Source organism: Novosphingobium sp. FKTRR1 (genome assembly GCF_020404405.1).
Taxonomy (GTDB): domain Bacteria; phylum Pseudomonadota; class Alphaproteobacteria; order Sphingomonadales; family Sphingomonadaceae; genus Novosphingobium.
In genome coordinates, this window is the sequence record NZ_JAIZDA010000013.1 from 26,370 (window position 1) to 43,914 (window position 17,545).

General features: G+C 67.3%; 23 protein-coding genes. 12 read left to right on the forward strand and 11 right to left on the reverse strand.

Annotation, left to right across the window (positions count from 1 at the left end):
* Positions 1-18: 18 nt before the first annotated feature.
* The gene (locus LDN95_RS13150) at positions 19-1,350 is read right to left on the reverse strand and encodes an RsmB/NOP family class I SAM-dependent RNA methyltransferase (protein WP_226018143.1); all 1,332 of its coding nucleotides are present in this window, start codon (positions 1,348-1,350) and stop codon (positions 19-21) included.
* Between the two features lie 73 nt (positions 1,351-1,423).
* Here LDN95_RS13150 and LDN95_RS13155 point away from each other — a divergent pair, with 73 nt between their 5' ends.
* Positions 1,424-1,600: a DUF1674 domain-containing protein gene (locus LDN95_RS13155; protein ID WP_226018144.1), complete on the forward strand. Its 177-nt coding sequence runs from the start codon at positions 1,424-1,426 to the stop codon at positions 1,598-1,600.
* Between the two features lie 21 nt (positions 1,601-1,621).
* On the opposite strand, the gene LDN95_RS13160 is transcribed toward LDN95_RS13155, so the two are convergent.
* From LDN95_RS13160 to dksA, 3 genes are all read right to left on the reverse strand, one after another.
* A complete protein-coding gene (locus LDN95_RS13160) occupies positions 1,622-3,160 on the reverse strand; it encodes an ABC transporter substrate-binding protein (RefSeq protein WP_226018145.1) in 1,539 nt (512 codons plus the stop codon).
* Between the two features lie 58 nt (positions 3,161-3,218).
* Positions 3,219-3,584: a PilZ domain-containing protein gene (locus LDN95_RS13165; RefSeq protein ID WP_226018146.1), complete on the reverse strand. Its 366-nt coding sequence runs from the start codon at positions 3,582-3,584 to the stop codon at positions 3,219-3,221.
* A gap of 254 nt (positions 3,585-3,838) precedes the next feature.
* Entirely contained in the window at positions 3,839-4,297 is a 459-nt protein-coding gene (gene dksA, locus LDN95_RS13170) for an RNA polymerase-binding protein DksA (RefSeq protein WP_226018147.1), read from the reverse strand.
* Between the two features lie 481 nt (positions 4,298-4,778).
* On the opposite strand from dksA, the gene LDN95_RS13175 reads away from it, so the two are divergent.
* Positions 4,779-5,051, forward strand: a complete 273-nt coding sequence (locus LDN95_RS13175; RefSeq protein ID WP_226018238.1) for a hypothetical protein — start codon at positions 4,779-4,781, stop codon at positions 5,049-5,051.
* A gap of 28 nt (positions 5,052-5,079) precedes the next feature.
* On the opposite strand, the gene LDN95_RS13180 is transcribed toward LDN95_RS13175, so the two are convergent.
* The 5 genes from LDN95_RS13180 to LDN95_RS13200 are packed head-to-tail and all read right to left on the reverse strand — an operon-like array spanning position 5,080 to position 8,358.
* On the reverse strand, positions 5,080-6,210 hold the full coding sequence (locus tag LDN95_RS13180; protein WP_226018148.1) for a GNAT family N-acetyltransferase: 1,131 nt from the start codon (positions 6,208-6,210) through the stop codon (positions 5,080-5,082).
* Entirely contained in the window at positions 6,207-6,989 is a 783-nt protein-coding gene (locus tag LDN95_RS13185; RefSeq protein ID WP_226018149.1) for a glycerophosphodiester phosphodiesterase family protein, read from the reverse strand. The genes LDN95_RS13180 and LDN95_RS13185 overlap by 4 nt, the downstream gene beginning before the upstream one ends.
* A complete protein-coding gene (locus LDN95_RS13190) occupies positions 6,961-7,428 on the reverse strand; it encodes a RidA family protein (protein WP_226018150.1) in 468 nt (155 codons plus the stop codon). Before LDN95_RS13190 ends, LDN95_RS13185 begins: the two co-directional genes overlap by 29 nt.
* Positions 7,421-8,068 carry an HAD family hydrolase gene (locus LDN95_RS13195; protein WP_226018151.1) on the reverse strand — a complete coding sequence of 216 codons (648 nt, stop codon included), beginning with the start codon at positions 8,066-8,068 and terminating at the stop codon, positions 7,421-7,423. Before LDN95_RS13195 ends, LDN95_RS13190 begins: the two co-directional genes overlap by 8 nt.
* Entirely contained in the window at positions 8,065-8,358 is a 294-nt protein-coding gene (locus LDN95_RS13200) for a DUF3572 family protein (protein WP_226018152.1), read from the reverse strand. Before LDN95_RS13200 ends, LDN95_RS13195 begins: the two co-directional genes overlap by 4 nt.
* A 95-nt stretch (positions 8,359-8,453) precedes the next feature.
* Here LDN95_RS13200 and LDN95_RS13205 point away from each other — a divergent pair, with 95 nt between their 5' ends.
* The 5 genes from LDN95_RS13205 to LDN95_RS13225 all read left to right on the forward strand — a co-directional run bounded on the left by LDN95_RS13205 (position 8,454) and on the right by LDN95_RS13225 (position 11,888).
* Positions 8,454-8,816, forward strand: coding sequence for a response regulator (locus LDN95_RS13205; protein WP_226018153.1), 363 nt, complete (start codon positions 8,454-8,456; stop codon positions 8,814-8,816).
* A gap of 123 nt (positions 8,817-8,939) precedes the next feature.
* Positions 8,940-9,179, forward strand: a complete 240-nt coding sequence (locus tag LDN95_RS13210; RefSeq protein ID WP_226018154.1) for an acyl carrier protein — start codon at positions 8,940-8,942, stop codon at positions 9,177-9,179.
* A gap of 8 nt (positions 9,180-9,187) precedes the next feature.
* Positions 9,188-10,414 (forward strand): aminotransferase class I/II-fold pyridoxal phosphate-dependent enzyme, encoded by a 1,227-nt coding sequence (locus LDN95_RS13215; RefSeq protein WP_226018155.1) that lies wholly within the window; start codon positions 9,188-9,190, stop codon positions 10,412-10,414.
* The gene (locus LDN95_RS13220) at positions 10,414-11,238 is read left to right on the forward strand and encodes a GDSL-type esterase/lipase family protein (RefSeq protein WP_226018156.1); all 825 of its coding nucleotides are present in this window, start codon (positions 10,414-10,416) and stop codon (positions 11,236-11,238) included. The genes LDN95_RS13215 and LDN95_RS13220 overlap by 1 nt, the downstream gene beginning before the upstream one ends.
* Before the next feature lie 116 nt (positions 11,239-11,354).
* On the forward strand, positions 11,355-11,888 hold the full coding sequence (locus tag LDN95_RS13225) for a lipopolysaccharide assembly protein LapB (RefSeq protein ID WP_226018157.1): 534 nt from the start codon (positions 11,355-11,357) through the stop codon (positions 11,886-11,888).
* Between the two features lie 43 nt (positions 11,889-11,931).
* Here the strand turns inward: LDN95_RS13225 and LDN95_RS13230 are convergent, their stop codons facing one another.
* Both LDN95_RS13230 and LDN95_RS13235 read right to left on the reverse strand, forming a co-directional pair.
* Positions 11,932-12,546, reverse strand: a complete 615-nt coding sequence (locus LDN95_RS13230) for a glutathione S-transferase family protein (protein ID WP_226018158.1) — start codon at positions 12,544-12,546, stop codon at positions 11,932-11,934.
* Between the two features lie 68 nt (positions 12,547-12,614).
* A complete protein-coding gene (locus LDN95_RS13235; RefSeq protein ID WP_226018239.1) occupies positions 12,615-13,259 on the reverse strand; it encodes a YqaA family protein in 645 nt (214 codons plus the stop codon).
* A gap of 285 nt (positions 13,260-13,544) precedes the next feature.
* On the opposite strand from LDN95_RS13235, the gene LDN95_RS13240 reads away from it, so the two are divergent.
* From LDN95_RS13240 to LDN95_RS13260, 5 genes are all read left to right on the forward strand, one after another.
* Positions 13,545-14,135, forward strand: a complete 591-nt coding sequence (locus LDN95_RS13240; RefSeq protein ID WP_226018159.1) for a hypothetical protein — start codon at positions 13,545-13,547, stop codon at positions 14,133-14,135.
* Positions 14,132-15,481: a DNA-packaging protein gene (locus LDN95_RS13245; RefSeq protein WP_226018160.1), complete on the forward strand. Its 1,350-nt coding sequence runs from the start codon at positions 14,132-14,134 to the stop codon at positions 15,479-15,481. The genes LDN95_RS13240 and LDN95_RS13245 overlap by 4 nt, the downstream gene beginning before the upstream one ends.
* 87 nt (positions 15,482-15,568) lie before the next feature.
* The gene (locus LDN95_RS13250; RefSeq protein WP_226018161.1) at positions 15,569-16,780 is read left to right on the forward strand and encodes a phage portal protein; all 1,212 of its coding nucleotides are present in this window, start codon (positions 15,569-15,571) and stop codon (positions 16,778-16,780) included.
* Positions 16,777-17,085, forward strand: a complete 309-nt coding sequence (locus LDN95_RS13255) for a DUF6127 family protein (RefSeq protein WP_226018162.1) — start codon at positions 16,777-16,779, stop codon at positions 17,083-17,085. The genes LDN95_RS13250 and LDN95_RS13255 overlap by 4 nt, the downstream gene beginning before the upstream one ends.
* A complete protein-coding gene (locus tag LDN95_RS13260) occupies positions 17,082-17,528 on the forward strand; it encodes an HK97 family phage prohead protease (protein ID WP_226018163.1) in 447 nt (148 codons plus the stop codon). The genes LDN95_RS13255 and LDN95_RS13260 overlap by 4 nt, the downstream gene beginning before the upstream one ends.
* Positions 17,529-17,545 lie beyond the last annotated feature (17 nt).

Here is a 17,545-nt window from a genome sequence, read left to right on the forward strand (position 1 = left end):
CACGGTGTCTGGCGGGGATCAGCCCCGCCAGCGCGCCGCGAAGAAGCCGTCGATGCCGCCCGCCTGCGCCAGCATGCCCGGATCGCTGCGCAGCCAGCCCTGCCCGCTCGGCGCGATGCCTGCGGGCAATTCGGCGGCATCGATCGGAGCGGGAGCAAGGCCGCTCACCGATGCGGCCTGCGCCTCGCCCTCCTCGGGTTCAAGCGAGCAGACGGCATAGACCAGCACACCACCGGGTGCGAGCCATTGGCTGGCACGCGCCAGAAGCGCGGCTTGCAGTTCGACCAGTTCGGCGATGCGCGGCAGGCGGTGCATCACGTCGGGATGGCGCCGGGCGGTGCCGGTGGCGCTGCACGGGGCGTCGATCAGGATCGCATCGAACCTGGCGTCCGGCTCCCACGTCAAAGCGTCGGCCACCACGACATCTGCCGACAGACCGGTGCGCGCAAGGTTCGCGGTCAGCCGCTCCACGCGCCGGGCGGACTTGTCGAGCGCGGTCACCTGCCAGCCGGTTGCGGCCAGTTGCAGCGTCTTGCCACCGGGTGCGGCGCAAAGATCAAGCGCGCGGCCGGTTCCGGTGCCGATCAACCGGGCGGGCAAGCTGGCGGCCAGATCCTGCACCCACCACGCGCCATCGGCGAATCCGGGCAGGCTTTCCACCGCCGTGCCGCGCGGCAGGCGCACATGGCCGGGCAGCAACGAATGGCCGCCCAGCCGCTCGGTCCAAAGCGCGGTTTCCGCAGCATCGCGCAGCGTCACGTCGAGCGGCGGCGGTTCGGCAAGGCCAGCGGCAATCGCATCGACCCGTCCGGGCCATGCGGCTTGCCAGCGCGCGGCGACCGTGGCTGGCAGGGTCAGCGCCTCGGGCAGTGTACCCGCATCACGCAGCACCGCCGAAAACACGCCATGCGCCAGACGGCGTGGGCCACCGGTGAGCAGCGGCAGGCCCGTGGCGATGACCGCATGCGGCGGCAGGCCCAGCCGCAGCGCCTGCGCCAGCATCAACCGCAGCACGGCGCGGGCCTTGGCATCTTCGGGCAGATTGTCGCGGGTATGCGCATCGATCAGCGCGTCAAAGTCGGGCAGGCGGCGTAGCGCTTCATGCACGATGGCGAGCGCGAGCGCGCGGTCGTCGGCACGCTCGATCGCGCGCAACAGCGGCGGCGCGGCCTGATCGAGCGGGTCGCCCCGGCGCAGTACCGCATCCATCAGGCGCAGCGCGGCCAGCCGGGCGGGCACACCCGGCGCGTCGGCGGGACGGCTGGATTTCTGGCCGGAGTTCGGGCCAGTGTTCGGGCCAGTGTTCAGGCCAGTGTTCGGGGCGGACGGGGGAGGACTGGATCGCGACATCGTGCCCCGCCTATCGGCGCTTATGCCCCACTTGGCAATTGCGCTCGGTCGTCGGCGGGTTCATCTGGGTGTCATGGACAAACCGACGCCCCGCGCCACCCGGCGGCCCGAAAGCTTTACCCCTCCCGCACACTGGACCAATCTGCCGGTGCCCGAACCGCGCGCGGTCGAACGCGGCGAAGATCCCGACGGGCTTGACCCCACCCGCTATGGCGACTGGGAACGCAACGGCATCGCCATCGACTTCTGATCACCCGGCCGGTTGCGGGTTTCAGCCCGGAGTCTGCGCCAGCGGCGGCAACGGATGCCAGCCCCACGGATTGGGCGTGATGCCTGCGCCAAGACTGCGCGCCATCAGCCAGCGGATCGGTCGGGCCAGCGGAATGAAGCCATTGGCGGCAGTGATTTCGGCCTCTGCCCGGGTCAGCAACTGGCTGCGCCGCAACGGGTCGGCTTCGCGCATCGCCTGTTCGACCAAGGCATCGCCCACCGCATTGCAGGCTGGCCGGATCGCGGCGCACGATAGCTGGTTCAGGAACCACGTGGCACGGGGATAACGCGCCACCAGGTCGACCAGCCGCAAGTCGCCATGGCCGCTTTCGGGAACCCGCTGCAGCGCCGCGCCGATGGCGGCGAAATCGGCCTGCAACTGCGCGAGCACCAGCCTTGATCCCGGACCGTCGGTCATGGCGATGGTGATGGTCAGCGGCTTGCCGCTCAGTTTGCGCCAATGCGCCACCCGCTGCGCCGCCTGCGCCCTGCGCTGGGCCATGCCGATGCCGCTCCAGCGCTCACCGACGGCGCCTTCGTCACCATCCATGCCGGGCGCGACCAGTCGGGTGGTCGGTTGCCAGCCATCGATGCCAATGCGGGCGACCAGCGCGTCGCGATCGACCGCCAGCGCCAGCGCTTCGCGGTTGGGCGGCTCGGCCAGAAAGCCGTCGGCGCGCTCCACCGCCAGACCGTAAAGCCCGGTGACCGGATCGAGCAGGAGATTGCCGCGAGTCAGCCGACTGCCCGTGGCCAAGGGCAGCGAATCGATCGTTCCGCCGAGTACCACGTCGACCGCGCCGCCATTGAAGCGCTCGACCGCGCGTTCGGCCCGGTCGAATTCGATGTGCAGCGCGCGGGTTGCGCCAGCCGGCGTGCCCGGATCGCCGCCAGCGCCTTTGCGCGCGGGCAGCAGCAGCAGGCCATCGTTGAACGCCCGCGCGGTCATCGCGCCAGCCGTGCGCGCCCGGCCAGCGTTGGACGATGACACACGACCGGTTTCAGGCAAGGTCAGTTCGGGTTGCGCCAACAGCGTCAGCAGATCGGGCTGCGGCGCGGCGAGGTCGATCTCCACCACCCGTTCGGCCATGGCGCGTACTGCGGTGACCGGCAGCAGATCGCGCCCCAATGGCAAATCGGACTGGGCCGCTATCGCGCGCTTGAGCGATTGCGCCACGGCCTGTGCGGTAATCCGGCCGCCCCCGCCCCAGTATCCTTCGCGCAGGCGGAAAATGTAGCTGGTGCCGTCGGCCGTCACGATCCAGCGTTCGGCCAGTCCCGGCACCACGCGCCCTTCGGCATCGAAGCCGACCAGTCCTGCCCGAGTCGCTGCACGCAAGGGCAAGCCCGCTTCCGATGGATTGACCTGATCGTCGCGCGCGTCAGCAGCGGTGCCGATCAACGCCACGCCCAGCGCACCCTGCTCGCGATTGCAAGCGCCCGGCAACAGCGCCAGCAATGGCAGCAAAAGGGCCAGGTGCAGCCGGGAACCGCTGTGGAGGCGGGGCCGTTGTCGGTAGTGGAGCCGGAAACGCGCCATGGCCTCGGCGTTTAGCACAGCGTGTGCGCGTGGTCAGCGCCCGGACGATGGCGAATGATCAGATCTTGCACAGGCGCTTGGTATCCACCGTCGAGACCAGCGGGCGGGCATAGCGCGGCACGACCGCATCGGGCTGGGTGGACGCCGGTGCGCGCACCAGCTTGGGGTCGATCGGCTCGGCAAAGGCGATGCCGAAGCGGTTGTCCTGAATCCATGCGACGGTGCCATCGACCCAGCCGATGTTGCGCAAGTTGACCTCGATGACGGTGCCGCGCGAAACCTTGACGTTGCCTTCGGCCATCATGCCGCCGGCCGACAGGTTGCGTACCCGCACCTTGTGTTCGCCACCGCTGCCGAACAGACGCAAGTCCGCCGTCAGGAAAAGGCTGTCCCGTCCAAGCTGCCGATGGTCGATATCTGTCACCACCCGGTTCCCGTCGCAAGTTCCAGCACGTTGCTGCCGAAGCCATCCATCAATGGGCCACATTGGGCTGGCCGCACGCCCAAGGCAAGTGCGACCCGGCCGCAAACGCGGACCCGACATCCAAGCCTAGGCAGCAGTGGCAAAAAAAGCGTTAATTCGTTGCGGGCATACACGTCAGGAAGCGGCCCGATTGCCCCGAATCAGGACAGTCGGGCCGTTCGAGATCGCATCAGCTTGCAGCTGCGATCAGGCAATCACTGATCGCGCGAAATCTTCTCGCGCCGTTCGTGCGCGCCCTGCGCCTCGACGGTCATCGTGGCGATCGGACGCGCGATCAGCCGCCCCAGACCGATCGGTTCGCCGGTCACTTCGCAATAGCCGTATTCGCCTTCATCGATCCGGCGCATGGCGGAATCGATCTTGGCGATCAGCTTGCGCTGGCGATCGCGGGTGCGCAGTTCGATGCCCCAGTCGGTCTCGCTCGAGGCGCGGTCGTTGAGGTCGGGTTCGCGAATCGGCCCTTCCTGCAAGGCCGAAAGCGTGTTCTCGGACGCCGACAGGATCGATTTCTTCCACTGCAGCAGCAGCTTGCGGAAATAGTCCAGTTGCGCCTCGGACATGTAGGGTTCGTCATCACTCGGAACATATTCGCCTGCCAGTGCCCGACGGGCTTTGGCCAGAACGTCAATCTCGTCACCCAGAACCCCAGCCATTCGGCCCTCCGCGTAGCCCGCCTTATGACCCAGACCTTGCCGCCTTGCCGTTCCGTCCTGCCCTGCAGGACAAGAAACCGGGACAGCGCAAAGGCTTGGTTTGAGCGCGCCTATACGGGCGGCCAGAAACCCGCACAAGCCATTCCTTGCGCCCTATTGCGCGGTCCGAGCCAAGATCGCGACGAAACGTGTCTGACCGATGCCGATTGTTGCCTCCATTCTGGAGATAATGCGCCGATCCCGAGAAATCGTCGGGCCAAGAACTGTCGGTTAACGCTTTGTTGACCAAACTCGTCAACTCTTGGGACTGCGGGAGGCTCCGGTCCGGTGCCGATTCCGCAAGCGAACACGATGGGGTTCACGGCACATGGGGTTCACGGGACAGGGCACGATCAAGCTGGTGGTGGACACCGGTTTGCCAAACGGAGGGATCGCCGCCTCCGACACGCGATTCGCCGATGACAGCGAAGCACGAGGGGTCATGGCCGGTTGTCTGGCCGCCGCCGCGCAAGGGTGCATGGACGGATACTTCGATCTGGGCGTCGCCTTCAGCACCGGCAGCCACGGCTTCGACTGCGATCTGGTCGAGGCGCACAAGTGGTTCAATCTGGCCGCAGTGGGCGGTCATCCCGAAGCCGCCCGCGTGCGCGCCGAAGTGGCCGACGACATGACCGCGCGCGAAATCGCCGAAGCGCAGCGCCGCGCCCGCGAATGGCTGCGCAACCAGACGACCACGAACATCCGAGCGGCCTGACCACGCGCTCAGGCCGGTTCAACCCGGCTCAACCCTTGCGGAACGGGGTGTGCTGGCCCAGCACCAACTGATCCTGCGCGATCCCGGCGCGCTCGCGCACCAGATAGTCGGCCACCGCCGCGCGGAACTGCGGATCGACGATGTAGTGCGCCGACACGGTCTGCACCGGCTCATAGCCCCGCGCCAGCTTGTGCTGGCCTTGCGCGCCTGCTTCCACCCGCGACAGCCCCAGCGCAATGGCCGCATCGATCGCCTGATAATAGCACAGTTCGAAGTGCAGGAACGGCTTGTCGACCACCGCCCCCCAGTACCGTCCGTACAGGGTGTCGGCGCCGATGAAGTTGAGCGCGCCCGCCACCGGCATCTCGTCGATGAAGGCCAGCACCAGCAGCACTTTGTCGGCCATCCGTTCGCCCAGCAGCGAAAAGGCCGCGCGCGTCAGGTACGGCGTGCCCCACTTGCGCGCGCCGGTATCCTGATAGAACTGCCAGAACGCATCCCAGTGCTCGGGCCGGATCGCATCGCCGGTCAGCGCGCGGATGGTCACGCCATCCTGCGCCTTGGCCCGTTCCTTGCGCAAGTTCTTGCGCTTGTCCGATGACAGCGCCCCCAGAAAGTCGTCAAAGCTGGCATAGCCATGGTTGCGCCAGTGGAACTGAAGGTCGGACCGGGGCATCCACCCGGCCGCTTCGAACAGCGGCACCTGTTCGGGCGCAATGAACGTGGCGTGGGCCGAGGACAGCTCGTTCTCCTCGCACAGCATCTCTGCCGCGCGCAGCAGCGCCGGGGCAAGGTCGGGCCGGTCGCCCAGCAGCAGGCGCGGACCGGTGGCAGGGGTGAACGGCACGCTGATCTGCAGCTTGGGGTAATAGGCGCCCCCGGCGCGATGCCACGCATCGGCCCATGCATGGTCGAACACATATTCGCCCTGACTGTGCCGCTTGAGATAGGCGGGCAATGCGGCGGCAGGGCGTCCCGCCTCGTCCTCGATCACGATCGGCAGCGGCGCCCAGCCGCTGCGCCCGCCGACACTGCCCGATTCTTCAAGCAACGTCAGGAAGGTATGGCTGACAAAGGGATTGCCGTCGCCCGCCATCCGGTCCCAGTCGTGTGCCGCGATGTCACCGACCGACTGGTGGATGTGGGCCGCAACGCTCATTCGACCCCTTCACCTTCGGCAATGGCCGCATCGGCATACATGAAGGCGACCTGACGCCGGGCCGGGCTGTCGACCGTCCAGGTCAGCACCGGCAAGCCGCGGCGGCGCTGCGCTCCGGCAAAGCGGCTGGGCAGATCGCGCACGTCATAGGCCAGAAAGTCGGGTCGGGCGTGCCACAGTGCCAGATGGCGGCGGTACTTGCCGGTCATCGTACGGCGGCCGTCCTCGGTCACCACCAGCCCGCGCACCGTGTGCGGCGAATAACGCGCGAACCAGCGCGATACCCGCGAATCGAAGCTCATCACCGCCACCGGCCCGCGATAGCCTTCCAGTTGGCGACGGACCGCCAGACACAGCGGCGCGACCCGCGTGCCGGGTCTGGCCTTCACCTCGATCAGCAGCGGGACTTTGCCTTCGACCAGATCGAGCAAGCGCCGCAAGGTCGGGATCGTTTCGGCGCGGCTGGCGCTGTTGCCCAATGGCAGCACCGCCAGTTCGGCCGCGCTGCGCTCGATCACCGCGCCGCTTTGCCCGGTCAGCCGCTCAAGCTCCCAGTCGTGGAACACCACCGCATGGCCATCGCTCGACCGCTGGACATCGCATTCGATGCCCATCCCGCGCGCCAGCGCTCCGGCAAAGGCCGAAGGACCATTTTCGGGAAGGCCCGCGCCATGCAGCCCGCGATGGGCGTAGATCACCCCGCGCAGCCAGCCCACGCGCCGGTCATTCGGCGCGGGAGCCAGCTGCCGGTCAAGCAGCGCTAACAGCAAATACAGCATCGATTTCCACCGCAGCGCCCAGCGGCAGCGTGGGTACGCCCACCGCGCTGCGGGCATGGCGGCCCGCATCGCCAAACGCGGCAACCATCAGATCCGAAGCGCCATTGGCGACCTTGGGCTGATCGGTGAAATCGCCGGTGGAGTTGATGAAGGCGCCCAACTTGACCACCCGTTCCACCCGATCGAGCGAGCCGAGCGCGGCCTTGACTTGCGCCAAAAGCATCAGGCCGCAAGCCTGCGCCGCCGCATAGCCCTGCTCCACCGACACGTCGTGGCCCAGCCGACCGGTCACCAGCGCGCCGCCGACGAAGGGCAACTGGCCCGAAACGTGGAGCAGCCCGCCCGCCAGCACGGTGGGCACATAGGCGGCCACCGGCGCAGCAGGCTGGGGCAAGGTGTGGCCGAGTTCGGCCAGCCGGGCGGCGATCGTGTCAGTCATCGTTTTCTCCGTGCAAGCGGTCCATGATCCACGGCAGAGCGCTGGACCAGTCGTCAATCCGGGCATGGGCGTGGCCGGCCTGATGGGCGCAGCCGATGTGCGGGGCCAGCAGCGGTTCGCCGCACAAGTGCAACCGTGTGACTTCGGGCACCAGTTCGGCGACCGAGCCATGGTGCTGCGGCAGATCGTCGATGAACAGCGCGCGGCTGGGCCGGTATTCCTCGATGATCGCCTTGAGCGCGGGGCCCTTGGGCCCGGTATTGGTGAACACCCGCGCGTCGATCCCGACACCGCGCAACTGCTCGGTCCGCGCCAGTTGGCGGTCGTCGGACAGGTTGGTCAGGATCACCACATCGGCATCGCGGGCCAGCGCGTTGATCCCGTCGACCGCACCGGCGATCGGCATCTGGCGATACATCTCGGTATCGAAAAAGGCATTGAGCAGCCGCCAGATCTCCTTGGGCTCGACCAGCGAGCCGTCGTGGCGATGGCGCATGGCCTTGCTGAAATCGTGATCGGTCATCGAAAAGTCGATGCCATGCGCCTCGTCCAGCCACGCCTTGTAGGGCGCGATCATGTGCAGCAGCACTTCATCGCAATCGCTGATGACAAGCGGGCGACCGCTGGAGGGACGGGTCATGACAGGGTGTTCCTTGCGGCCAGAATGGCTTGCGGGCCTATGTCGAGTGCGTCGGCCGCCGCGACAAGGTCCGCTTCGTGATTGCTGAGGAAATCGATCACCGCGCCCAAAAGGGCACCATCCTGCAACCCGGCGCGCAAGGTGTCGGGCGTCAGCCCCGTCAGCGACAGGAAACGCTCGGCGCGCGAATCGTCCGACAGCACCCAGCCGAGCGCCTGCAACGCGATGGCCGCGCCATCTGCTTGACCACCGGTTTGCCGGGACCGACTAGGTTCGCGAATGATTGTCATGTCCTTCCGCGCGCAATAAGGGTGCCAGACCCGCAGCCCGTTTGGCACATCGTGCCTTAACGCGCGTTGCGACCGGGTTCGGGATTGTGCGGTCAGTGGCAAAAAGAATTCTGGTTGTCGAGGATAACGACCTCAACCGCAAGTTGTTCTGCGATCTCTTGGCGGCCAACGGCCATACGGTGGAGCCGCTGGCCGACGGGCGCGAGGCGATTGCCCGCGCGCGCAGCTTTGCCCCCGATCTGGTGATCATGGACATCCAGATGCCCAACGTCTCGGGGCTCGACCTGATCGAGGCGCTCAAGGGCGATGAGGCGCTGCGCCTGATCCCGGTGCTTGCCGTCACCGCCTATGCCGGCAAGGGTGACGAAGAACGCATCCGCCAGGCCGGGGCCGAAGGCTATCTGGCCAAGCCCGTCTCGATCAACCCGTTCATGCAGGCGGTGAACCGGCTGGTTTGAGGGTGTGAGGGCGCACTTCGGGCGGCGTGCCCCCGACCAAACTTGACAACCCTGCCGCAAAGCCGCTTTTCCGCCGCAATCGTCTGGCAGGGGCCATCTTGCCCAATGGAGTTACTACCAATCATGGATCGCGCGACCATCGCTGCCCGCATTGCCGAACTGATCGAGCCCTTCAACAAGAAGGGCATCGCCATCACCGACGACGTGACCTTTGCCGGCGACCTTGAATGGGACAGCCTGACGGTGATGGATTTCGTCGCCGCGATCGAGGACGAATTCGACATCATCATCAGCATGAACCAGCAGGCCGAGATCGAAACCTATGGCCAGTTGATCGACGCGGTTGAAAAGCTGCAGGGCTGAGGAACACCATGACCGACACTTTGACGACCGAGACGACCACCGACCTGTTCAGCAAGTTCGATCCGCTGATCCAGCAACGCCAGGCGCTGCTCGACACCGGGGTGACCGATCCGTTCGGTCTGGTCATGGAAAAGGTGCTTTCGCCGACGACCGCGATCTGCAGCGGGCGCGAAACGATCCTGCTGGGCACCTACAACTACATGGGCATGACCTTTGACCCCGACGTGATCGCGGCGGGCAAGCAGGCGCTCGATGAATTCGGGTCGGGCACCACCGGCAGCCGCGTGCTCAACGGCACGTATGCCGGGCATCGCGCGGTCGAAGATGCGCTCAAGGACTTCTATGGCATGGATCATGCCATGGTGTTCTCGACCGGCTATCAGGCGAACCTTGGCATCATCAGCACGATGGCGGGCAAGGGCGATTACATCGTGCTCGACATCGACAGCCACGCCAGCATCTGGGACGGCTGCAAGATGGGCGACGCCGAAGTCGTGCCGTTCAAGCACAACGATATCGAGGCGATGGAAAAGCGCCTCAAGCGCATTCCCGCAGGCGCGGGCAAGCTGGTCATCCTCGAAGGCGTCTATTCGATGCTGGGCGACATTGCCCCGCTGAAGGAAATGATCGCGATCGCCAAGGCGCACGGCGCGATGGTGCTGGTCGACGAGGCGCACTCGATGGGCTTCATCGGTCCCAACGGGCGCGGCGTCGCCGAAGATCAGGGCGTGCTCGATCAGGTCGATTTCGTGATCGGCACGTTCTCCAAGTCGGTCGGCACCGTCGGCGGGTTCTGCGTGTCGAACCACCCCAAGTTCGAGATCCTGCGGCTGGTCTGCCGCCCTTACGTGTTCACCGCCAGTCTGCCGCCCAGCGTGGTCCACACCGCCGCCACCAGCATCCGCAAGCTGATGCACGGTGAGGCCAAGCGCGCGCACTTGTGGGAAAACTCGCGCACGCTGCATGGCGCGCTCAAGGCCAAGGGCTTTCAGCTTGGCACCGAAACGCCGCAAAGCGCGATCATCTCGGTGATCATGCCCGATCTTCAGCGCGGCGCCGCGATGTGGGAAGCGCTGCTGCACGAAGGGCTCTATGTGAACCTCGCCCGTCCGCCGGCCACGCCCGCCGGGATGACGCTGTTGCGCTGTTCGCTCTGTGCCGAACACAGCGCCGAACAGGTCCAGACGATCATCGGCATGTTCGAACGCGCGGGCAAGGCCATGGGCATCATCTGATGCGCCGGATCGTCCGGGCTGCGGCGATTGCAGGGTTCGTCCTGCAAAGCGCCGGGCACGCGCTGGCGCAAGCTCCGGTGGCAGCGCCGCAGGTCGTGCCGCCGGGGACGCTGGCCGCCGCGCCATCCGGTCCGGCCTCGGCGATGGTCGACCAGCCTTGCGCGCTGCCCCGCAATGCGCAGAACGACTGGCCCGCCTTGTGCCGGTACCAGCGCGCCAATCGCCAGTTGGCCGCACCGCCGCGTGTGGTGATGATCGGCGATTCGATCACCGAATGGTGGCTGACGACCTCGCCCGGCATGTTTGCCGGCGGGATCGTCGATCGCGGCATCGCCGGGCAGACCTCTCCGCAAATCCTGCTGCGGTTCTATCAGGATGTGGTCCGGCTCAAGCCGCGCGTGGTGCACATCATGTGCGGCACCAACGACGTTGCGGGCAACACCGGCCCGACCAGTCCTGAGGAATACACCAACGCGATCCGCGCGATGGTCGATCTGGCGCAGGCCAACGGCATCGCGGTGGTCATTGGCAGCGTGCTTCCGGCCGGAGCCTTCAACTGGCGCGCGGGCTATCGCCCGGCGGGACAGATCGTGGCGCTGAACGTCTGGCTGCGCGACTTTGCCCGGCTGCGCGGCGCGGCCTATGCCGATTACCACGGCGCGATGACCGACCCGCAGGGCGCGATGAAGCCGGGCCTGTCGAGCGACGGCGTCCACCCCAACGCGGCAGGCTACGCGGTGATGGAGCCGATCGCCCGCGCCGCCATCGCCGAAGCGCTGAAACCCGCACCCCAGACCGCGCCCGGCACCCCCCGCACACGCTGATCGGTTCCGCTGGGCGCATGCCGCGCGTTACTGCCACATTGGCCCGAATGCATCTTTCCCGTATCGGCGGAACCGCTTAAGCTGATGGCGCGTACCGACCAGGGGGCCAGAATTTCATGGGGATTTTTGCATACCGGATTTTGCTGGCCCCGGCGGCCTTGCTGTGGACCGGTTCCGCCTTGGGGCAGGCGGCACCCGTGGCAGAAGCGCAGTTGCAAAGCGGATTCCTGCGCGATCGCAACATCGAGTTGTCCAATCAGGATGCGCCGAACGAAGAGGCCTACACCCGCCGCGCGGCTGAGGCGATCGGCGCGGGCGACTTTACCGGCGGGCTGGCGATCCTGCGGCGCTATCGGATGAGCGCGACGCTCAACGACTGGATGTTGTCCGGTCAGGCCCATGTCGGCCTTGGCGATTACGATGCCGCGCGCAAGGATTTCGGGACCGCGATCAAGAAGCGCAAGAATTTCAGCCCTGCCCAGATCGCTCTGGCTGAACTGGAAGCTGGGCATGGCGACAAGGCCGTCGCGACGGAACTGCTGACAGCCTTGACCGCGCGGCGCGATGCCTGTGGCGGGCGATGCGCCGAACAGCGCGTGCTGGATGCCGGCACCGGACGGATCGAGGCTGCGCTGAAGGCCCGGCCCTGATCCTGATCCTGATCCTGATCCTGATGCCGCCGGTTACCGCCGCTCAAGCAAGCTGCGCGGCCATGGCGCGCGCATAGCCTTCGCGCGCGGCCAGCCGGTCGAAGTAGGCGCGCATGGTGGGGGAGACGAACTCCTCCAGCCCCACCGACAGCGCCAGCTTGATCGCGTAGCCGACCGAGATGTCGGCCATGGTGAACCGATCGGCGGCGGCATAGTCAGGCCCCAGCATTTCCTCGGCGTTGCGCAGGCGCGATCCGAACCATTCGGCATAGTCACGCGCGATCTCGGGCCGTCGCGCCTCGGGCGGGGCGAACACGGCGTAGCGCAAATGGATCGTCTGCGGGAACGTCAGCGTCGCCTCGCCCATCAGCAGGAAGTTGAGGTAGGCGGCATAGCCCGGTTCCTCCACGCCGACTGCCAGCGGCGATGGCCCGTACCGCGTGGCCAGATAGTGCGGGATCGCGCTGCTTTCGGTCATCCGCGCATCGCCATCGATCAACAGCGGGATGGTGCCGAGCGGATTGATGTAGCGGTACCCTTCCACCCGCGCGCGCGGCGGGAACGGCAGGACTTTCAACGCGTAAGGCAGCCCCAGTTCCTCAAGCGCCCACAGCGCACGGAAGGAACGGGCATCGCGGCAGTGATAGAGCGTTATCATGCCTGTGAGTTTTACCCAAGGGTGCGGCCTTGGCAAGTCCTGACCCACAGGTTCCGATCAACGGCGCTTCAGCTTTGGCTGGCCAGCGTGGCGTGTTCGCAGCGCGCATCGGCCGCCTTGTTGCCGCCCGAACCGCCCAGCAGCGACATCGCCACAAATCCGGAAATCACCAGCAGCACGAAGCCGATCGTCACCAGCCCCAGATACTTGTCGATGAAGCGCTTGATCGGCGCGCCGAACAGGCGGAACAGCACGCCCACGATCATGAAGCTGATCGAGCGCGAAACGATGCTGGCCAGCAGGAACGGCACCAGCGGCATCGCAATGAACCCGGCGGTGATCGTCAGCAGCTTGAACGGGATCGGGGTGGCCCCCTTGATCACGATGATCTCGACCCCGTATTCGCGCAAATAGCAGGCTGCGCGCGGGAAGCTTTCCTTCAGGTGCAGCAGGCCAAGCAGTTGCTCGCCCACGCTGGCATAGAGGAAGTGGCCGATGGCATAGCCCAACAGCCCGCCTGCCACCGATCCGACAGTGGCAAACGCGGCATAGCGTACCGCTTTTTTCGGATTGGCCAGGCACATCAGCCCCAACAGCGGATGCGGGGGCACCGGAAAGAAGCTGGCTTCCATGAACGCGAACAGCGCCAGCCACCACTCGGCATGGGGGTGCGCGGCCTTGGCGATGGTCCAGTCATACAGGCGGCGAAGCATCGTGGCGGTCATCCCCATTGGTGCACTGCGGCACGATGCTTAGGCGAGGCTCGGGCTTCGCACCAGACCCGGACGCAATTAACCCATATGGCACTTTTCGATTGACATTTCACGTGCAGATAGGTACATAACAGGAACAAGCCGCCACTCCCGAGTCGCAACGGCTCCTGCCGACACCCGGCACGGCCCGATTGCCCCGGACGGGCGCCCCGAACAGTCTGGCCCGACCAGCCTGCCTCGAACAGCCTGCCTTACCCCTTTTTCGCCAACTGCAACGGAGCCACCATGGCCGAGCGAGACCCGGTTGCGCGCGCTGCGCCTGTCGCCAAAGCCCGATTGGCAAAAGCCCCTTCGGCAACCGCAAAAAAGTCCAAGTCCGCGCTGGGTCAGCGCTGGACCCGGCCGTTCCTGGCGGCGCTGGCCGATACCTCGAACGTCGCTGCCGCCGCGCGCAAGGCCAAGATCGACCCGTCGACCGCCTATCACCGCCGCCGCATCGACGCCGAGTTCAATCGCGAATGGCAAGTCGCGCTGTGCGAAGGCTACGACAACCTTGAGATGGAATTGCTCCACCGCCTGCGCACCGGCGAGTTGAAACCTGCCGCCGGTGCCGCCAAGCGCGCCGGGCGCAGCTTCGACAACGCCACCGCGTTTCGCCTGCTGGTGGTCCACCGCGAAAGCGCGGCGCGCGAACGGGCCTTGCGCGATCATGTCAGCGCGGCCGAGATCCGCAGCGTCATCGACCGCAAGATCGAGGATCTGCGCCAGCGCGTGGCTGCCGCCAAGTCGGCGCGCGATGGCTCGGGCGCGGCTTCGGCTTCGACCACCCTCACCGCCCTTCCCGCTCCGGCCAATCCTGCGAACAACCGCGTATGATCGAGCGGTTCGACTTCCTGCTCGATGATGTCGAGGGCCTTTACCGGCAATTGCCCGAACGGCTTGGTCCGGTCGAGCGCAGCCACTTTGCCGCCAACTGGCCGGCCTTTGCCCGCGCCGAACAACTCGCTCCGGCGGGCGACTGGCGGGTGTGGCTGGTCATGGCCGGGCGCGGCTTTGGCAAGACCCGCGCCGGGGCCGAATGGGTGCGCAGCGTGGCCGAGGCCGATCCGGCCGCCCGCATCGCGCTGGTCGCCGCCTCGCTGCACGAAGCGCGCAGCGTGATGGTCGAGGGTGAAAGCGGCTTGATGGCGATCAGCCCGGTCCATGCCCGCCCGCGCTTCGAGCCATCGTTGCGGCGGATCGTGTGGCCGAACGGTGCGCAGGCGCAACTCTATTCCGCCGCCGAGCCCGAAGCGCTGCGCGGTCCCCAGCACAGCCACGCCTGGTGCGACGAGATCGCCAAGTGGGACGATGGCCAAAGCCAGGCGCGGCGCAGTTGGGACAACCTGCTGCTGGGCCTGCGGCTGGGCAGCGATCCGCGCATCGTCGCCACCACCACCCCGCGCCCGGTGCCGCTGCTGCGACGGCTGCTCGACCAGTACGACAGTACGGGCAGCGTGGAGGGGCCAAGCGGCGTGGTCATCACCCGCGGCCGCACGCAAGACAATGCCGCCAACCTGCCAGCGCGCTTCATCGCCGATGTCGAGCGCGAGTTTTCCGGCACGCGGCTCGGGCGACAGGAGCTCGACGGCGAACTGATCGAGGACTTGCCCGGCGCCTTGTGGCGGCGCGGCCTGCTCGAAGCCTGCCGTACCGGTGCGGTGCCGGCGATGAACCGGGTGGTCATCGGCGTCGATCCGCCCGCCAGTGCCGAGGGCGATGCTTGCGGCATCGTGGTCTGCGGGCTGGGCGAGGATGGTCTGGCCCATGTACTGGCCGACGCCTCGGTCGAAAAGGCCAGCCCCGACACCTGGGCCCGCGCGGTCGCCGCCGCTGCTGCTGCATGGAACGCCGACCGCGTGGTGGCCGAGGCCAATCAGGGCGGTGCGATGGTCGAGGCGGTGCTGCGCGCCGCCAATGCCGCGCTGCCCTTGCGGCTGGTCCACGCCTCACGCGGGAAAGTCGCAAGGGCCGAGCCGGTCGCCGCGCTGTATGAAGCGGGCCGGGTGCGCCACGTCGGCCAGTTTGCGCGGCTGGAGGACGAATTGTGCGGGTTGATGCCGGGCGGCGCCTATCACGGTCCCGGCCGCAGCCCCGACCGCGCCGATGCCTGCGTCTGGGCGCTGACCGAACTGATGCTGGGCCGCAGCGGGCAAGGCCGACCGCGCGTGTGGTTCGACTGACCGCGCGCTCATCCCGATCGTCGCTGCCGCTCGCAGACTTTCTGAAATTCCGCAGCCCGTTCGCCGGGCCCTTGTGAAAGGAAATCCATGTCGATTTTCCAAAGCCTGGCGGCCGCCTTCAAGGGCGATCCCGTTTCTGCCCGCGCGCCGCTGGAGCGATCCCAGATCTCCCCATGGATCGCCGGTTTCGACTGGCGCGGTCCGGGCGCAAGCGGTGCCGCCGACTACCCGGTGGCGGTGCGCGAGGCCTATCTGCGCAACCCGGTGGGTCAGCGCGCGGTCCGACTGGTGGCCGAAGGCGTGGGCGGTGCGCCGCTGACCGGTTCGGACCCGCAATTGCTGGCGCTCGTCAACGCCACCAGCGCCGGGCAGGCGCTGCTCGAAACGCTGGCCAGCCAGATCCTGCTGCACGGCAACGGCTATGTGCAAGTGCTGCGCGATGCCGAGGGCAATGCCGCCGAGCTTTATGCGCTGCGGCCCGAGCGCGTGACCGTGCAGCCCGATGTGGGCGGCTGGCCCGCCGCGTTCCGCTATACCGTGGGCGACCGCACGATGACGCTGGATGCGGTCGACGACTTCGGCCAGCCCAACGTCATCCACATCCGCTCGTTCCATCCGGCCGACGATCACTATGGGGCGGGCTGTCTTGAGGCCGCCGCCGATGCGGTGTCGCTGCACAATGCCTCGTCGCGGTGGAATCTGGCACTGCTCGACAACGCCGCGCGGCCATCGGGCGCGCTGGTCTATGACCCCGGCGATCCGGGCGCGACGCTGAGCGCCGACCAGTTCGAGCGGCTCAAGGCCGAACTGGCCACCGCCTATTCCGGGCAGGGCAACGCCGGGCGGCCGATGCTGCTCGAAGGCGGATTGCGCTGGCAGAGCATGGCGCTGACGCCCGCCGACATGGATTTCGCCAACCTCAAGGCATCGGCCGCGCGCAGCATCGCGCTCGCCTTCGGGGTGCCGCCGATGCTGCTGGGGCTGCCGGGCGACAACACATACGCCAATTATCGCGAGGCCAACCGCGCGTTGTGGCGCCAGACGATCCTGCCGCTGACGCGCAAGATCCTGGGCGCGCTGAGCGAAGGCTTGCAGCCATGGTTCCCCGAGGCGACGCTGGCGGTCGCGCTCGATCAGGTGGCCGAACTGGCCGAAGACCGCGATCTGCTGTGGTCGCAAGTGGGCAAGGCCGATTTCCTCAGCAATGCCGAAAAGCGCACGATGCTGGGCCTGCCGCCCGAGCCTGCGGACCTTGCCGCCGCCTCTGCGGCACCAGCCGATCACGGAGGGGCCGCATGAATCGCGAGGACATGCTCGCCCGCCTGCTGGCGCAAGCCGAAACCGCCGGGTCCGAGCGGCTCACCTTGCGCGCGATCGTCGAGGAAGCGAGCGACCTTGGTGCGGTGCGCGTGCTCGAACGCATGGGCCTTGCCGATGACAGCGCGCATCAGGATCTCAACGAGCTGCGCGAGCTGCTGCGGGCATGGCGCGATGCCAAGGCCAGCGCGTGGAAGGCGGTGGTCGACTGGGCGGTGCGCGGATTGCTGGCGCTGCTGCTGATGGGCATCGCGGTGCGGCTGGGCGCGTGGAACCTGGTGCGATGAGCGTACCTCTCACAACCACCGCCACGCGCTTTGCCGGTTACGCCGCCGTGTTCGGCAAGCGCGACAGCGGCGGCGACACCATCCTGCCCGGCGCCTTTGCCGGGACGCTGGCCGCGCGCAAGGCGCAGGGCACGCCCCTGCCGCTCTACTGGCAGCACCGGCCCGACCAGCAGATCGGCTGGGTCGATCTGGCCGAGGAGGATGCCCACGGCTTGCGCGTGATCGCCACGCTCGACCAGCCACAGGGCCCGGCGGCCCGCGCACTGGCGCGCGGCGCGGTCGATGGCCTGTCGTTCGGCTATCGCGTGCGCGATGGTCAGCGCCATTCCGGCGGCCGCGATCTGGCCGCGGTCGACCTGTTCGAGGTCAGTCTGGTGACCAGACCGATGCAGCCGTTGGCACGCGTCCACCTCGTCGACCGCGCCGCTTGCCCCTCCCTCTGATCTCCCGGCTCCCCCGG

Bases quoted from the DNA above. Each gene is read 5' to 3' on its own strand.
- LDN95_RS13260 (WP_226018163.1), top strand. From the start codon at position 17,082: ATGAGCGTACCTCTCACAACCACCGCCACGCGCTTTGCCGGTTACGCC.
- LDN95_RS13150 (WP_226018143.1), bottom strand. From the start codon at position 1,350: ATGTCGCGATCCAGTCCTCCCCCGTCCGCCCCGAACACTGGCCTGAAC.
- LDN95_RS13230 (WP_226018158.1), bottom strand. From the start codon at position 12,546: ATGATAACGCTCTATCACTGCCGCGATGCCCGTTCCTTCCGTGCGCTG.
- LDN95_RS13210 (WP_226018154.1), top strand. From the start codon at position 8,940: ATGGATCGCGCGACCATCGCTGCCCGCATTGCCGAACTGATCGAGCCC.
- LDN95_RS13195 (WP_226018151.1), bottom strand. From the start codon at position 8,068: ATGACCCGTCCCTCCAGCGGTCGCCCGCTTGTCATCAGCGATTGCGAT.
- LDN95_RS13155 (WP_226018144.1), top strand. From the start codon at position 1,424: ATGGACAAACCGACGCCCCGCGCCACCCGGCGGCCCGAAAGCTTTACC.
- LDN95_RS13240 (WP_226018159.1), top strand. From the start codon at position 13,545: ATGGCCGAGCGAGACCCGGTTGCGCGCGCTGCGCCTGTCGCCAAAGCC.
- LDN95_RS13185 (WP_226018149.1), bottom strand. From the start codon at position 6,989: ATGCTGTATTTGCTGTTAGCGCTGCTTGACCGGCAGCTGGCTCCCGCG.
- LDN95_RS13160 (WP_226018145.1), bottom strand. From the start codon at position 3,160: ATGGCGCGTTTCCGGCTCCACTACCGACAACGGCCCCGCCTCCACAGC.
- LDN95_RS13215 (WP_226018155.1), top strand. From the start codon at position 9,188: ATGACCGACACTTTGACGACCGAGACGACCACCGACCTGTTCAGCAAG.
- LDN95_RS13225 (WP_226018157.1), top strand. From the start codon at position 11,355: ATGGGGATTTTTGCATACCGGATTTTGCTGGCCCCGGCGGCCTTGCTG.
- LDN95_RS13245 (WP_226018160.1), top strand. From the start codon at position 14,132: ATGATCGAGCGGTTCGACTTCCTGCTCGATGATGTCGAGGGCCTTTAC.
- dksA (WP_226018147.1), bottom strand. From the start codon at position 4,297: ATGGCTGGGGTTCTGGGTGACGAGATTGACGTTCTGGCCAAAGCCCGT.
- LDN95_RS13250 (WP_226018161.1), top strand. From the start codon at position 15,569: ATGTCGATTTTCCAAAGCCTGGCGGCCGCCTTCAAGGGCGATCCCGTT.
- LDN95_RS13220 (WP_226018156.1), top strand. From the start codon at position 10,414: ATGCGCCGGATCGTCCGGGCTGCGGCGATTGCAGGGTTCGTCCTGCAA.
- LDN95_RS13200 (WP_226018152.1), bottom strand. From the start codon at position 8,358: ATGACAATCATTCGCGAACCTAGTCGGTCCCGGCAAACCGGTGGTCAA.
- LDN95_RS13235 (WP_226018239.1), bottom strand. From the start codon at position 13,259: ATGCTTCGCCGCCTGTATGACTGGACCATCGCCAAGGCCGCGCACCCC.
- LDN95_RS13175 (WP_226018238.1), top strand. From the start codon at position 4,779: ATGGCCGGTTGTCTGGCCGCCGCCGCGCAAGGGTGCATGGACGGATAC.
- LDN95_RS13190 (WP_226018150.1), bottom strand. From the start codon at position 7,428: ATGACTGACACGATCGCCGCCCGGCTGGCCGAACTCGGCCACACCTTG.
- LDN95_RS13180 (WP_226018148.1), bottom strand. From the start codon at position 6,210: ATGAGCGTTGCGGCCCACATCCACCAGTCGGTCGGTGACATCGCGGCA.
- LDN95_RS13255 (WP_226018162.1), top strand. From the start codon at position 16,777: ATGAATCGCGAGGACATGCTCGCCCGCCTGCTGGCGCAAGCCGAAACC.